General features: G+C 74.6%; 12 protein-coding genes and 1 pseudogene. 5 read left to right on the top strand and 8 right to left on the bottom strand.

The features are described from left to right. Positions 1-108 precede the first annotated feature (108 nt). Positions 109-1137 (bottom strand): hypothetical protein, encoded by a 1029-nt coding sequence (locus ACQP10_RS14980; protein WP_433541559.1) that lies wholly within the window; start codon positions 1135-1137, stop codon positions 109-111. A gap of 478 nt (positions 1138-1615) precedes the next feature. Between ACQP10_RS14980 and ACQP10_RS14975 the strand changes: the two genes are divergently transcribed. The 3 genes from ACQP10_RS14975 to ACQP10_RS14965 are packed head-to-tail and all read left to right on the top strand — an operon-like array spanning position 1616 to position 5412. Beyond that, positions 1616-3304, top strand: coding sequence for a benzoate-CoA ligase family protein (locus ACQP10_RS14975; RefSeq protein WP_346023263.1), 1689 nt, complete (start codon positions 1616-1618; stop codon positions 3302-3304). A gap of 24 nt (positions 3305-3328) precedes the next feature. Next, positions 3329-4117 (top strand): tryptophan 2,3-dioxygenase, encoded by a 789-nt coding sequence (locus tag ACQP10_RS14970; RefSeq protein WP_346023262.1) that lies wholly within the window; start codon positions 3329-3331, stop codon positions 4115-4117. Then, entirely contained in the window at positions 4114-5412 is a 1299-nt protein-coding gene (locus ACQP10_RS14965; protein ID WP_433541558.1) for an aminotransferase class V-fold PLP-dependent enzyme, read from the top strand. The genes ACQP10_RS14970 and ACQP10_RS14965 overlap by 4 nt, the downstream gene beginning before the upstream one ends. A 207-nt stretch (positions 5413-5619) precedes the next feature. Here the strand turns inward: ACQP10_RS14965 and soxR are convergent, their stop codons facing one another. The 3 genes from soxR to ACQP10_RS14950 form a co-directional block, all read right to left on the bottom strand. Next, on the bottom strand, positions 5620-6081 hold the full coding sequence (soxR, locus tag ACQP10_RS14960; RefSeq protein WP_389995282.1) for a redox-sensitive transcriptional activator SoxR: 462 nt from the start codon (positions 6079-6081) through the stop codon (positions 5620-5622). A gap of 35 nt (positions 6082-6116) precedes the next feature. Next, positions 6117-7547 carry an MFS transporter gene (locus ACQP10_RS14955; RefSeq protein ID WP_433541557.1) on the bottom strand — a complete coding sequence of 477 codons (1431 nt, stop codon included), beginning with the start codon at positions 7545-7547 and terminating at the stop codon, positions 6117-6119. Between the two features lie 592 nt (positions 7548-8139). Then, positions 8140-9330, bottom strand: a complete 1191-nt coding sequence (locus ACQP10_RS14950; protein ID WP_433541556.1) for an amidohydrolase — start codon at positions 9328-9330, stop codon at positions 8140-8142. Positions 9331-9433: 103 nt separating this feature from the next. Between ACQP10_RS14950 and ACQP10_RS14945 the strand changes: the two genes are divergently transcribed. Together ACQP10_RS14945 and ACQP10_RS14940 are read left to right on the top strand one after the other, a co-directional pair. Next, on the top strand, positions 9434-10174 hold the full coding sequence (locus ACQP10_RS14945; protein ID WP_399500420.1) for a GntR family transcriptional regulator: 741 nt from the start codon (positions 9434-9436) through the stop codon (positions 10172-10174). 42 nt (positions 10175-10216) lie between these two features. Next, the gene (locus ACQP10_RS14940) at positions 10217-11326 is read left to right on the top strand and encodes a DUF5925 domain-containing protein (protein ID WP_346023257.1); all 1110 of its coding nucleotides are present in this window, start codon (positions 10217-10219) and stop codon (positions 11324-11326) included. Positions 11327-11381: 55 nt separating this feature from the next. Here ACQP10_RS14940 and ACQP10_RS14935 read toward each other — a convergent pair whose 3' ends face one another. The 4 genes and pseudogenes from ACQP10_RS14935 to ACQP10_RS14920 form a co-directional block, all read right to left on the bottom strand. After that, positions 11382-11843 carry an aldo/keto reductase gene (locus ACQP10_RS14935; RefSeq protein WP_433541555.1) on the bottom strand — a complete coding sequence of 154 codons (462 nt, stop codon included), beginning with the start codon at positions 11841-11843 and terminating at the stop codon, positions 11382-11384. A gap of 172 nt (positions 11844-12015) precedes the next feature. Then, on the bottom strand, positions 12016-12819 hold the full coding sequence (locus tag ACQP10_RS14930; protein ID WP_179817966.1) for a TIGR03084 family metal-binding protein: 804 nt from the start codon (positions 12817-12819) through the stop codon (positions 12016-12018). A 67-nt stretch (positions 12820-12886) separates the two neighbouring features. Next, positions 12887-13591, bottom strand: coding sequence for a hypothetical protein (locus ACQP10_RS14925; protein WP_433541975.1), 705 nt, complete (start codon positions 13589-13591; stop codon positions 12887-12889). Between the two features lie 251 nt (positions 13592-13842). Continuing rightward, positions 13843-13926: pseudogene (locus ACQP10_RS14920) on the bottom strand (hypothetical protein); the annotation flags it as partial. Between the last annotated feature and the right edge of the window lie 108 nt (positions 13927-14034).

Here is a 14034-nt window from a genome sequence, read left to right as displayed (position 1 = left end):
GCTCCCGGCGGCGGTCGCGGACCGTCAGGTTCACCGACCGCCGGCCGTCCCGTCAATCGGCGGCGTCCTCCGCACGTCGAGGGCCACCGTACGCCCGGGGAGGAGGGGTCAGTTGACCGGGCACGGCAGTACGGTGCCCGGCGGGACCGGCCGGTGGCAGGCGGCGCCCGGGCAGACCACCTTGACGACCTGGCGGGACGGCCCGGCCGTGACGGCGACCGGCTCGTGCCCGAACCGCCGGGACGCGACGTCCGCCCAGTTGGACGGCCGCAGCCCGCCGGGTTCGCCGAGGAGCCGCGAGTCGGCGTCGACGGCCGACCGCTCCAGGTAGGCGAGGTAGTCGGCCTCGCGGTGCCAGACCACGAGGCGGCGCAGCGAGTCGCCGGCCGGCAGCTCGTCCCACGGCTGGGCGCGGGACGCCATCGCCCGCAGGAACGCCTCGCCGACCGCCTCCTTGACCGTCCGCGCCGCGGCGGCGGCCATGGTCGCCCCCTCGCCGCCCACGCCGACCAGGGCGATCCGGGCGCCGGGGGCGGGCAGCACGAACGCCGACACCCACAGGCCCAGGCCGGACGCGGCCTCGACGACCCCGGGGGGAAGCAGCCGGTCGAGATACCGGGACACCCGGAGGATCCGCTGCCGGGGGTCGGCCCACCAGCGCGTGACCACGTCGTGGGCGAGCAGCTCGGCGACCGCCGCGGAGACCCCGTTGTCGACCACGCCGACCTCGGTGGGCTCGACCGCGCCGTCGCTCTCCCCCAGCCGGCAGACCTCGGCCGGCAGGAGGTAGCGCTCCCCGGTCAGCAGGCCGGTGCCCACGACGACCGGCCCGTCCTCCGGCGGGCCGGACACGAAGTCGGTCAGCCTCAGCCGTCGCCCGCCGGGACCGGCCACGGCCATGGGCTCGGGTCCGGGCGGCAGGCGGTGCAGGAGGTCGAGGGCGGTGGCGCGGGCCCGCGCCCTGGTCCGGGCCGCGTAGGCGGAGAAGCCCGCGGCGATCACGGCGGGCGCGGCGGGCGACGCCTGCGCGTGCGCCAGGTAGACCGTGCCGCCCAGGCAGCCGGCCACCTCCCCCGCCGTTCCGGGTGCCGCCTCCGGTGCCGTGGCCGGCCGGGATTCCGCAGATGTGGACGCCATCGGTCCCTCCTCCTCACAGATCCCGGCCCGTGGGGGCCCGGAGTGAAGGCCGTCGGCCCCGCGGCCGCCGCTCACCTCGCGGAAAGGGGCTGCGTCGGTCGGCCGCGGGCCGGGGTTTCTCCGCCGACCGGCTTCCCTTCCCGGTGTCGGAAACGGTACGGGGGCCGGTACGGGACCCAGTACAGCACGCCGGTCCCGTGGGAGGTCAACGCGGCGGAGCCCATGCAGCAATCCGCGAGAAGATACGGCGGGACGTCCCTCTTTGGGCAGGGGTGTCCGGAGCCGCGCAGGGGGTGCGCGGCGGGGGCGCGCGGGCGCGCGGGGGACGTCGAGCGGGCGCCCCGGGGCGGTCCGGCGGCTGGCAGGAACCTGTCAGCCGCGGCCATTTTGCTGCCTCCGTTTCGCCTGTCCGGCGTTCCGCCCGGAATGCATCGTGGGTGGCACGAGGACGAATCACCAGCCACGAGGCAGGTTTCCCATGGACGTTTCCGTCACCGCGCCGCCCGGCTTCGATGTCCACGGTCGCCATGACGACGCTCCCCGCTTCAACGTCGCCGAGCGTTTCCTGGACCGCAACCCCGGCGAGCGGACCGCGCTCCTCACCGACGCCGGTCCCGTCACCTACGGCGAGCTGCGGGCACTGGCCGGCCGGGTGGGCAACGCGCTGCGCGCGCTGGGCGTGCGGCGCGGCGACCGGGTGCTGCTGGCGCTCGGCGACGGGGTGGAGTTCGTCGCCGCCTGGTACGGCGCGCAGCGGATCGGCGCCGTCACCGCCGAGGTGTACACCTACCTGCAGCCCAAGGACTACCGCTACTTCGCCGACTACGCCGAGCCCGCGGTCGTGGTGGCCGATGCGGTGACCCTGGACCGGCTGCGGGCGGCGGGGGTGACGAACCTGCTGGTGGTCGGGGTGCCCGAGGAGGACCTGCGTCCCGGCGAGCGTCATTTCGCCACCCTCGTCGCCGCGCAGCCGGCCGAGCCGGTCCAGGCGGAGACGACGCGCGACGACGTGGCCATCTGGAAGTTCACCACCGGCAGCACCGGCGCGCCCAAGGCGTGCGTGCTGCCGGCGCGCAGCCCGCTGCTGAGCTTCGAGTGGTACGCCCGCGGCGTGCTGGACATCCGGCCCGACGACGTCGTGCTGCCGGTGCCCAAGCTGTTCTTCGGCTACGCCCGCGACCTGACCGCGCTGTTCCCGTTCGGGGTGGGCGCGGCCGGCATCGTCTTCCCCGAGCGCAGCACCGCCGACCGGATCTTCGAGCTGATCGCGAAGTACCGGCCGACCATCCTGGTCAACGTGCCGACCATGATGAGCGCGATGATCGCCCACCCCGAGGCCGCCCGGCAGGACCTCAGCTCGATCCGGCTGTGCACGTCGGCCGGCGAGTCGCTGCCGGAGGAGCTGCACCGCCGGTGGCTGGACACCTTCGGCGTCGAGGTCGTCGACGGCATCGGCTCCTCCGAGGCGTACCACATCTACCTGTCCAACCGGCCGGGCCAGTCCCGCCCCGGCAGCCTGGGCCGGGTGGTGCCCGGCTACCGCGCGCGGGTGGTGGACCGGCACGGCCGGACCCTGCCGGACGGCGAGACCGGGCTGCTGGAGGTGACCGGCGAGACGGTGGCCCTGGCCTACTGGCAGGAGCCGGAGAAGTCGGCCGAGACGTTCGTCGGCGAGCACACGGTGCGCTCGGGCGACCTGTTCACCCGCGACGCCGAGGGCTACTTCTACTACCGCGGCAGGGCCGACGACATGCTGAAGATCGGCGGGATCTGGGTGGCGCCCGCCGAGGTGGAGAACTGCCTGCTGGGCCACCCCGCCGTGACGGAGTGCGCGGTCGTCGGCAACCGGGTGGACGGCCTGACCCGGCTGCGGGCCTACGTCGTGGCCGACGGGGAGGTGTCCGCCGAGGAGCTGCGGGCGTTCGCGAAGTCCAGGATCGCGCCGCAGAAGTGCCCGCGCGACATCCGGTTCGTCGCGGAGCTGCCGCACACCGGCTCCGGCAAACTCGACCGCCGCGCCCTGAGCGACGGCGACGGCGGTGACCGCGGGGACCACGAGGACCGTGGCAACCCCGGTGACCGCGAGAACCGCAAGGACCGCGAGGACCGCGGGGCCGCTGTCCGGAGCGGCGCGGACCGCCCGGAACGCCTGGCCGAGGTGGCCTGAAAAGGGGGGCACGGGAGGATGAACATGATCGTTGACCAGTCGCAGGAGACGGCGTACCCCTCCTACCTGGCGCTGGACGAGATCCTGACGCCGCCGCTCGGGGGGCGCCCCGGCGGGTCCGGCGAGACGCTGCTCACCGTCGCCCTCCGGGCGCAGGGTCTGTGGTTCGGGCAGCTCCTGCGGGAGCTCGACGCGCTGCAGCGCGGGCTCGACCGCGGCGACGGCCCCGGGGCGCTGCGCGCCGTGGACCGGTCACTGCGGATCCTGCGGGCGCTGGTCGCCCAGCTGGAGGTCGTCGAGCCGCTGGCCGCGTGGGAGCTGGACGGCGGTGGGACGGCCGGGCCGGGGTCCTTCGACCCGGCGGGGTTCCGCGAGGCCGAGGCGGTGCTGGGACGGCGCGACCGCCGCCCGCCGCCGCCCGCGGGACCGTACCCGGCGGACGGCCCCGCGGACGACGGCGGGCGGGTGGAGGCGGAGGCGGCGACGTACCGGCCGTCGGTCTTCGACTCCCTCCTGGGCTACCTGGCGGCACGTGGCTATCCTGTCCCGTGCGACCTGCTGTACCGGGACGTGTCGGCTCCGGTCGCGCCGTCGCCCGGCCTCCAGGACGTCCTGGTACGGGTCCACCGCGACGACGGCGCGGCGGCCCAGATCTGCGAGCGGCTGGTGGACCTCGACGAGGGCTTCCAGGAGTGGCGTTACCGGCATGCCATGATCGTGGAACGGGCGGCCGACGGCGACGCCCCCGACACCCGCGGAGATGTGTTCGCCCCGGTCTTCCCGGACCTGTGGGCGGTCAGGAGCCTGCTTTGAACCATCGTGAGAACCCGCAGGGCCGACCCGGACGCCCGGACGGCGCAGACCTTCCCGCCCCGGACGCCCCGGACGGCCCGTCCGTGCCGGATGGTGACCGGTCGGCGCTGCTCGCGCCGCACTACTCGATGTTCCGGGTGGCGGAGCGGATGCTGCTGACCGGCCACTCGCACCAGGCGTGGCCCGACGTGGCGATGGCCGGCCAGATGGAGGCGTTCGAGGACGCCGCCCGCGACGTGGACGCCAAGTGGGGCCGGGCGATGGCCAAGGCCGACGAGGTGCGGGCGGGGTTCCGGCGGTTCCTCGGCGCCCCCTCGGCCGAGCTGGCCCTCGGCGGCAACACCCACGAGCTGGTGCTGCGCTTCCTGTCGGCGCTGGACCTGCGGGCCCGGCCCCGGCTGGTCACCTCCGACGGGGAGTTCCACACGCTGCGACGCCAGCTCGGCCGCCTGGCCGAGGAAGGGGTGGAGGTCGTCCGGGTCCCGGCCGAGCCCGCCGGCACGCTGGCGGCCCGGATGGCCGAGGCCGTCGACGACCGCACGGCCGCCGTGCTGGTGTCGGCGGTGCTGTTCGAGACCGCCCGGATCGTCCCCGGCCTCGGCGAGCTGGCCGCCGCCTGCGGGCGGCGCGGCGCCGAACTGCTGGTGGACGCCTACCACGCCCTGGGCGTCGTGCCGTTCTGCATGGACGGGATCGACACGGCGTGGGTCGTCGGCGGCGGCTACAAGTATCTCCAGCTCGGCGAGGGCAACTGCTTCCTGCGCATCCCGCCGCACGCCGCCGGGCTGCGGCCGGTGATCACCGGCTGGTACGCCGAGTTCGCCGAGCTGGCGGCCGACCACCGGGAGGGCACCGTCGGCTACCCCGCCGGGGCCGCCCGGTTCGCGGGGTCCACCTACGACCCGACGAGCCACTACCGCGCCGCCCGCGTGTTCGGCTTCTTCGCCGACCAGGGGCTGACCCCGTCCGTGCTGCGCCGGATCTCGCTGCGCCAGCGGGGCCTGCTGACCGCCCGGTTCGACGCTCTGGACGCCCCGGAGGACCTCGTCACCCGCGACCGCGACGGCTCCCCCGGAGACTTCGGCGGGTTCCTGTCGCTGCGGTCGCCGTACGCCGGGCGGCTGCAGGCCGGGCTGGCGAAGCGGGGCGTCCTGACCGACAGCCGCGGGGAGTATCTGCGGCTCGGGCCGGCGCCGTACCTGTCGGACGCCCAGCTCGCCGCGGCCGTCGACGCCCTCGGCGAGGAGGTCGCCGCCCTGCGGCGGGAGGCGGGGTCGCCGGCCCTCGGGTCCTGACCGGGCCGGGCGAGACGCGATGGCGGCACCTGCGGGAGGGCGGCCCCCGAGGCGGCCCTTCCGCTTGCGGCCGGCGATCTGGTCCCGGCGTCGGGAGGGGGTGAGCCGCGCCGGGTTCCGTGCAGGCTCCGGTATGCCCCGAGTCCCGTGGAGTCACGTTTCTGGATCGTCATGCCACGATGGTCGTGTTCTCGGACTCCGGCCGGGTCAGGGAGCGGCGCCGGGCCGTTGGAGGCGTACCGGGCCGGGGCCGCGGCCGCCGAGGGTGTCGTCGGGGTTGAGGAGCAGGCATGCCTTCATCGACAGGCAGCCGCAGCCGATGCAGCCGGTGAGCTCCTGTTCGAGGCTTTCGATGACGCGGCGGCGTTCCTCCAGCTGCTTCTTCCAGCGTCGGGAGACTCGCTGCCAGTCCTTGTGGGTGGGGGCGCGGTCGGTGGGGAGGCCCGCGAAGACCTCGGCGACGTCCGACAGCGGGATGTGGAGCCGCTTGGCCACGATGATCAAGGAGATCCGGCGGAGCATGTGCCGGGGGAAGATGCGCTGGTGGGCGCCATCACGTTCGCTGAAGATCAGGCCCTTGCGTTCGTAGAAGTGCAGGGCGGAGGCGGGCACGCCCGTCCGGCGGACGACCTCACCGATCGTGAGATGGTCGTCTGGACTGACGTGCATTACCTCGCTCCTTGCCATGTCCGGGGCGCCGGCGGTCAGGTGGTCCGGCGGGACGCCGCGGCGCGGCCGTAGATCAAGACGGTCATGATGATCGACAGGACGAGACAGAGCAAGCCGACACCAAGCTGGGTCAGCTGCCAGGACCAGGTGAAGGCGTCCAGTTCCACGGCCTCCGCTCCGTCGGTGAGGCGCCCGGCGCCGATCTCGGCGGCGCGGGTCGCATCGTCGAGCTTGGCCGACAGGAGACCGACGAGAGAGGCGCTGTACGCGGCGATCACGAGGGCCTCGGCCGCTCCCCGCAGGGCGTTGAGGAAACCGGCCGCCATACCGACGGCGTCGGGGTCGACCAGCGCCATGGCCTGGCCGTCGGTGATGCCGAAGGACGCTCCCATGCCGATGCCGATCAGCACGAGCGGCGCCGCCACGACCATGACCGCGTCCTCGGCGTTCAGGGTCACCAGCCACAGGTTCCCGGCCGTGACCAGCAGCAGCGCGATCGTGATCAGCGGACGGGCCGGAACGCCCTTGTTCACCAGCGCCACCGCGGCCATGGGCATGACCAGCACGGGAGCGGTCAGCAGCAGCATCGTGACCCCGGCGGCCGCGGGAGACATACCTGCCGCCGCCTGCAGATAAGTGGGCAGGAAGACCAGGACGCCCAGGAACCCGATGGAGGTGGTCAGGGTCGCCAGGCTCCATCCCAGGAAACCGCGGTTGGCGATCAGGGCGGGTGCCAGCACCGGAGCGGCGCTGCGCCGCTGGACGACGCCGAACACGACCAGGACGGCCAGACCTGCGATGCCGGTCACCGGGATGACCGGATGCGCCCAGCCGAGCGCGGGCGCCTCCAGCAGCGCGAACATCAACAGCGTCAGCGCGGCGACGAACAGGGCACTGCCCGCCCAGTCGGTCCGCTCAGAGCCGGTCGCGCGGGATTCGCAGGCACGGGTCCCACCCAGGGCGACCAGCAGGCCGATCACGGCGAAGATCGCGAAGCCTCCCCGCCATCCAGTGGCGCCGATCAGCAACCCCGACAAGGTGGGGCCGATCGCGATGCCGACCCCGGCCATGGTTCCCATCAGGGCGAAGGCGCGATTGCGGGCGGCGCCCTCATAAGTGGAGGCCAGGATGGCACCGCCCGCCGCCATGATCCCGGCGCCTCCGACGCCGGAGACGATGCGAAAGGTGTCTGTGGCCACGATCACCGGGCTCAGCGCCGTCCCGAGAAATCCGGCCGAGAAGACCGACGCCGAGACGACGAAGACCCGTCGCCGCCCGACCCGGTCGGCGGTCGAGCCCGCGATGAGCGTCATGGCCGCGAAGGCCAGGTTGTAACCGGCGACGACCCAGTTCAACGGCGACCCGGAGGTGTCGAGATCACGGCCGATGCTGGGGAGCGCCACCGCCGTCCCCGAGATGGACATCGCCACCAGGACGACGGCGACCAGGACCACCGGAAGCGTCAATCGAGAATGCCGATCCGCCAGGCCGGAGTGCGGGGCGGCCTCTGTGGCCGTTCCGTCTGTGCCGTTCGCCATGTTCGTTCGCTTTCTCTGAGCCCGCAGCAGACAGCGAAGACCTCACCAGCTCAACCGCTGTTGAGGTCAAATCCCCTGGTGAGAACCCACTTGTGCGAAGCGGTCATCGCAGCCTCAGCACAAGGGCTACCGGGGTGACGAAGGGGACAGATCCCTCTGTCCGAGGCGCCCTGCGGCTTCCGGACCGCTGGCGCTGCCGGGCATCGGCCGATCCCATTCCCGGCCGCGCGCCTCCGACGACGACCCGTGTTCCGAAGCGCTGCCGGCGGGGGGGTGCCGGCGCTGGGCGAGCGCGGCGGTCCGCCGTGGCGGCCGGCCGCCGGCCCGCTATCCGGCGTCGAGCGCCCTGCTCGTGAACAGCGCGATCTCACCCTCGCTCGCCGTTCTCCGGTAGAAGGCGGCGTCGAGGCCGCAAAGGGCGAACCCCGTCCGCCGGTACGCGCGAACGGCGGGGACGTTGACGTTCGAGGTCTCCAGGCTCCCTCCGGCTCTTCGGCGCCCTCCGCGGCGCCGGGGGCCGTCAGGCGAGGCGGCCGTCGCGGGCGACGATCCGGCCGGCCTTGACGACGAGGGACCGGCGCGGGCGCACGCACACCGCCTCGGCCGCGTTGCGGGCGTCCACCACCACCAGGTCGGCGTGGTCGCCCACGGCCGGGCCGTGGGCTTCGAGGCCCAGGGCGCGGGCGGCGCCGCGGGTGGCGGCGTCCAGGGCCAGCTCGATGTCCTCGTCGCGCGCGCCGGTGCCCCTGGCCTGGAAGAAGGCGCGCTCCAGCATGTCCCCGTCACCGAACGGGCTCCACAGGTCGCGGACGCCGTCGTTGCCCAGCGCCACCGGGACGCCGGCCTCGGTCAGGGCCCGCAGCGGCAGCACCCCCCTGGCCGGGGCGATGGTGGCGAGGGCGATCCCGGCCTCGGCCAGGCCCTCGATCAGCCGGTCGCGGGTGGCCGGGTCGGCGTCGCCGAGCGCGAAGCCGTGGCTGATGGTGACCTTGCCGCCCAGTCCCAGGGCGCGGGTCCGCTCGATGATGAGCTCGAACTGCCAGGTGCCGAGCGTGCCGCCGTCGTGCAGGTGGATGTCCACGCCCGCGCCGTACCGCCCGGCCAGGCCGAAGATCGCATCCAGGTGCCTGACGGGGTCGCGGTCCACTCCGGCGGGGTCGAGCCCGCCGATCATCTCGACCCCCGCCTTCAGCGCCTCCTCCAGCAGCGTCTCCGTGCCGGGACTGATCAGCATGCCCGCCTGCGGGAAGGCGACGAGCTCGGCGGAGATCCGGCCGTCGAGGCGCCCGACGGCCTCGCGGACCGCCTCGACGGAGTCCAGGCCCACCAGCGGGTCGACGTCGACGTGCGACCGGACGTGCGTGGTACCGCAGACGATCATGTTCTCGAGCAGGGCGGTGATGTGGTCGGCGTTGGGGATGCCGAGCTCGGGCCGCCGCTCCTGGCCGTTGCGGATCTTGCCCATCAGGCCGGGGCCCGAGTTGTGCGGCACCCAGGGGCCGCCCCACAGCGTCTTGTCCAGGTGCGCGTGACCGTCGACGAGGCCGGGCAGCACGAGCCGGCCGTTCAGGTCCTCGACCTCGCCCGCGAAGCCGTCCGGCCCGCCTGCGCCGGGCGTGAGCAGCGCGGCGATCCGGCCGTCGCGGATCAGCAGGTCGGCGGGGCCCTCATGGCCCTGGATCCGGGCGTCGCGCAGCAGCAGCTCGCTCATGCTCTTCTCTGTCCTTCTCTCCCACGGTGACATCGCGAGATTAACGGTATACCAATAGCGAGGGCAATAGGCTGGCTCCGACGCAGGCAGGAAGGAGCGGAAGTTGAGCGCGTTGCGCGACCGGGCCTACGAGACGCTCAAGCGGCGCATCGTCGAGGTGGAGCTGCGGCCGGGCGAGCGGCTGGTGGAGCGCGACCTCGCCGCCGAGCTCGACGTCTCCCGCATCCCGCTCCGCGAGGCGCTGCACCTGCTGGCCGCCGAGGGCCTGGTGGTCATCGTCCCCAACCGGGGCGCCCTGGTCAGCCCGCTCACCCCCGCCGACGTGCGCGACCTGTTCGACGTGCGCGAGAGCCTGGAGGTACTGGCCGCGCGCCTGGCAGCCGGGCGGGCCGGGGCGGACGACCTCGCGCGGCTGCGCGGCTGCCTCGACCGGGCCCGCGACGCCGTACGGCGGGGCGACCGCCGGGGCATCGTGACGGCCAACGCCGAGTTCCACGCGGAGATCGTCGAGGCCGCCGGGAACGCCCTGCTCGGCACGTTGATGCGCCCCCTCGACGCCCAGTTGCGCCGGTTGTTCCTGCTGACCTCCGAGCGCGACCCCGCCAGGCAGTGCACCGAGCACGAGGAGCTCTACACCGCGATCGCCGGCGGCGACGCCGACCGGGCGGCCGCCTGCGCGCTGCGCCACGTCGCCGACGGCCGCGAGCCGACGCTGGCGCTCGCCGGGCGGTGGGCCGCCGACATCGACCCGGTCGAGGTGACCCGCACCCGCCGCCGCCGTACCGAGCCGAGCACCGCCGGCCGGCGCCCCGAGGACCCGGCGGCGTCGCCGGGGCTCCGGTAAAACCCGTCGAACTCCGCGGCGGCAGAAGGGATCATTGCCGTCATGTCCGTACTCAAGGAGGTCCCCTTCCGGCCGGAGCCGCGCCCGGCCGAACTGCCGATGAACGTATGGCTGGACGACGGCGACTCGGCGATCGACGTGATCGACGCGCTCGCGCTGTCGCCCTTCGCCACCGGCGCCCAGCCCTGGTCGCGCACCGCCTCCCTGGAGCGTGTCCGTCCCGGGGCGCCGCTGATGCCGGCCACCGGGACCCTGGTCAGGGTGGCGTCGGAGGAGGACGGCCGCGACTCGCGACTGGTGTGCGGGGAGGGCTGGACGCTGCGCGTGGTCCGGTACCGCAACCGGGCCGCCACGATCAGCGTGACCGCGGTCGACGAGGAGCTGGCCCGCTCGGTGCTGGAGGAGGTCACAAAGGACGCGGCGGAGCCCGTCCCCGGGAGCGACCACGTCGAGATGGGCTTCTGGTGGCAGGGCTCCCACGGCGGCCGCCGCTCCAGCAAGCCGATCACCGCCTCCCCCTGGGAGCGGATCAGCGGCAACTACGCCCGGTCCCTGGGCGGCCCGCTGACGCGCCTGATGTCCGTCACCCCCGCCGACGTGCGCGGCCGCCTGGTCCTGCTGCACGGCCCGCCCGGCACCGGCAAGACCACCCTGCTGCGGACGCTCGCCCACGAGTGGCGGTCGTGGTGCCAGGTGGACTGCGTGCTCGACCCCGAGCGCCTGTTCAACTCCCCCGGATACCTGATGGAGGTGGCGGTCGGCTCGGACGAGGACGGTGAGAACGAGAAGTGGCGGCTGCTGGTGCTGGAGGACTGCGACGAGCTGATCAGGTCCGGCGCCAAGGAGGCGACCGGGCAGGGGCTGTCGCGGCTGCTCAACCTAACCGACGGCCTCCTCGGCCAGGGACGTGACGTGCTGGTGGCCATCACCACCAACGAGGATCTGGCCCGCCTCCACCCCGCCGTGGTCCGCCCCGGCCGCTGCCTCGCCCAGATCGAGGTGGGGGCCCTGCCCCACGACGAGGCGGCCGCCTGGCTCGGCACCGCCGAAGGCGTCCACGCCTCGGGCGCCACACTGGCCGAGCTGTTCGCCCTGCGCGACGGCGTGGCCGGCCCGCCGGAGGCGCCGGAGGCCGTCGGCCTCTACCTCTAGTACGGCCCGGCCCGCGGGACGCCGGACCACCGGACCTCGGCGGCGTGGTGGTGGGTCAGGCCCCGTCGGGCAGCGGGGCGGCGGGGCTGACCAGGCCCTGGGCGCGCAGTTCCTGCCAGAACGCGGCGGGGACGGTCTCGTTCAGGGCGGCGACGTCCTCGGCGATCCGGCTGGGGCGGGTGGCGCCGGGGACGGCGGCGGCGGACACCGGGTGGGCGAGGGAGAACTGCAGGGCTGCGGCCTTGACACTGACGCCGTGCTTGTCGGCGAGGGCCCTGAGCCTGTTGACGCGCTCGATGATCTCCGGCGGGGCCTGCTGGTACTCGAACTGGGTGCCGCCGGCGAGGACGCCGGAGCTGTAGGGGCCGCCGACGACCATGCCGACGTTCTGCTCCTGGGCCATGGGCAGCAGCCGCTGCAGAGCGTGCTCGTGGTCGAGGAGGGTGTAGCGGCCGGCGAGCAGGAACCCGTCGGGCCGGGGCTCCTCCAGGGCCAGGGTCAGCTCGATCGGTGACACCTCATCCCCTTCCGGCACGGTGAGAAGAAGCGTCTCCCTGGGGCGTCGACACCAGGGGGCGGGAAGTTCCGGAGCGGGAGCCCGGAGGACACGGTCCGCGCGCGGGCCGCGCGCGGACCGCAAGGCCCATGCGCGGGCCGCGTTCGGCCTTCAATGATCCACGGAACGGAACCTAACGCAGGGCGGGGGCGAACTGGCCCGGGGTACGGCCGGCGCCGGCCGGGCCCCGGTAGCACTGGGCGATGTCCAGCCAGCGGTCGGCCTCGTCGCCGACGGCGGTGACCGCGAGGTCGTCGCGGTGCCTGCGCCGGGTGGCCAGCAGGCAGAAGTCGGTCGCCGGGCCGCTGACCCGCTGCTCGGCGTCCTCGGGGCCGTAGGCCCACAGCTCGCCGGAGGGGCCGGTGATCTCGAAGCGGAACTCGGCGGCCGGCGGCGTCAGGCCCCGGGCGAGGTAGCCGAAGTCGCGGGTGAGGACGGCGAACACCACCAGGTGGCGCAGGCTGTCGGTCCGCTCCAGCTCCACGCCGAGGGCGTCGGCGATGTCCTGGCCGTGGGCGAACTGCTCCATGATGCCGGCGCAGGCCAGCACGATGGGCGGCAGCGGGTTGACCAGCCAGGGCACGACCTGCCCGGCGGGGACGGCGGCCAGGGCGGGCACCACGGCCTCGCGCTCGGCCCGCCAACGGGCCAGCAGCACCTCGGGGGTGTCGTTCTCGTAGTCCTTCAGCGCGGCGTTCACCGCGCCGTCGAAGTTCTCCTGGGCCTTGGCGGTCATGGCCTTGAACGCCTCCGCGTCGGAGGCGGCGGTGCCGGCCAGCCGGAAGATGAAGGCCAGGTGGGCGATCTGGTCGGCCACCGTCCAGCCGGGGGCGGGGGTGGGCAGCTTCCACTGGTCGGCGTCCAGACCCGCCACCAGGCGGTCGAGCTGCTCGCCGTCGGCCGTCAGGTCCGCGAGTACGATCTCCAGGTCGGTCACGCGTCCGTCCTCCTCGTTGTCGTTTCCGTCGGGTGGCGCATCGGATGTCGTGGGGTGGTGCGGCCGGTCACGCCGGAGCGTGCCGGACGGGGTCCTCGCCGGGGGCGGGGACCGGATGACCGGCGGGAGCGGGGGCGGGGGCTGCGGCGGAGGCGGGTGGCACGGGTATCCAGGAGGCCACCCGGCGCGCCGCGGCCAGGGCGGCCCACGAGGTCAGCTCGACCAGTTCCCGGTCGCCCGCCCCGGTGGCCCGGAACTCCTCGACGGCCGCCCGGTCCACCTGGTGGGAGGCGAGCGCGGTGAGCAGGGCCAGGCGGCCCGCGGGACGCTCGGCGGCCGGCAGCCGATCCGCCGCGGCCGTCGCCCACGCCCGGCTGAGGCCCGTCGGCCCGCCGTCCCATGCGGCCAGCTCGGCGGCGACCAGTTCCCGCACCCGGTGGGGCACCGAGCGCCGGCCGTAGGCGCCGGCGGCGGCGGACGCGCGGGCGAAGGCGTCGGCGAAGTGCGGCACGTCGGCCGCCCACGCCGCCGCCACGCCGTACGGTCCGTCCTCCGCGGTCGCGCCGTCCTCCGGCCCGCCGTACGGCCGGCCGTCCGCCGGGTCCGTGCCGTCCGCCGGGTCCGTGCCGTACGGCGGGTCCGGGAGCGGCGCGGCGGGGAGCAGGCCGGGTGAGGCGCCGGGCGCGGCGGTCCGGCGCGCCGCCGGGAGCATGAGCAGGCCGAGCAGCCGGGAGAGGGGCGGCGCGCGACCCCGGGCACCTGCGGCGGCCACGGGGAGTCGTCGAGGAACACGTTCACCATGCGGTTCAGGTAGTGGAAGGTGACCGCCACCGCGGCCAGCTCCGCCGTCCGCTCCGCCGGGAGCGGGGCCGCGTGCCGCCGGGCCGTCTCGCGGGTCGCGGTCGCCCGCGCCCACCCGGTGATCTCCGGCGGGACCGGGTCGCCGGCGGTCCCGGCCGCGCGGGCCGGCGGGACCAGGCCGCGCAGCGTCTCGGTGTGGACGCCCGTGCAGTACGGGCAGGCGTTGGCCGCCGACACCGCGGCGGCGACCGCCTCCCGCTCCGCCCGGCGGGTCCGCCCGGCGGCCAGGAGCGACTCGCGCAACATCGTCCAGCAGCCGGCCAGCGCCTCCGGTGAGGGCGAGTGCAGGATCACCGGCGGGGCGAGCAGGCCGAAGTCGCCTTCGAGCTGCCGGTAGACCCGGGCGACGAGGCC

The organism is Streptosporangium sandarakinum (assembly GCF_050942225.1).
Taxonomy (GTDB): Bacteria; Actinomycetota; Actinomycetes; order Streptosporangiales; family Streptosporangiaceae; genus Streptosporangium; species Streptosporangium nondiastaticum.
This window is presented reverse-complemented; position numbering and strand designations above follow the sequence as displayed.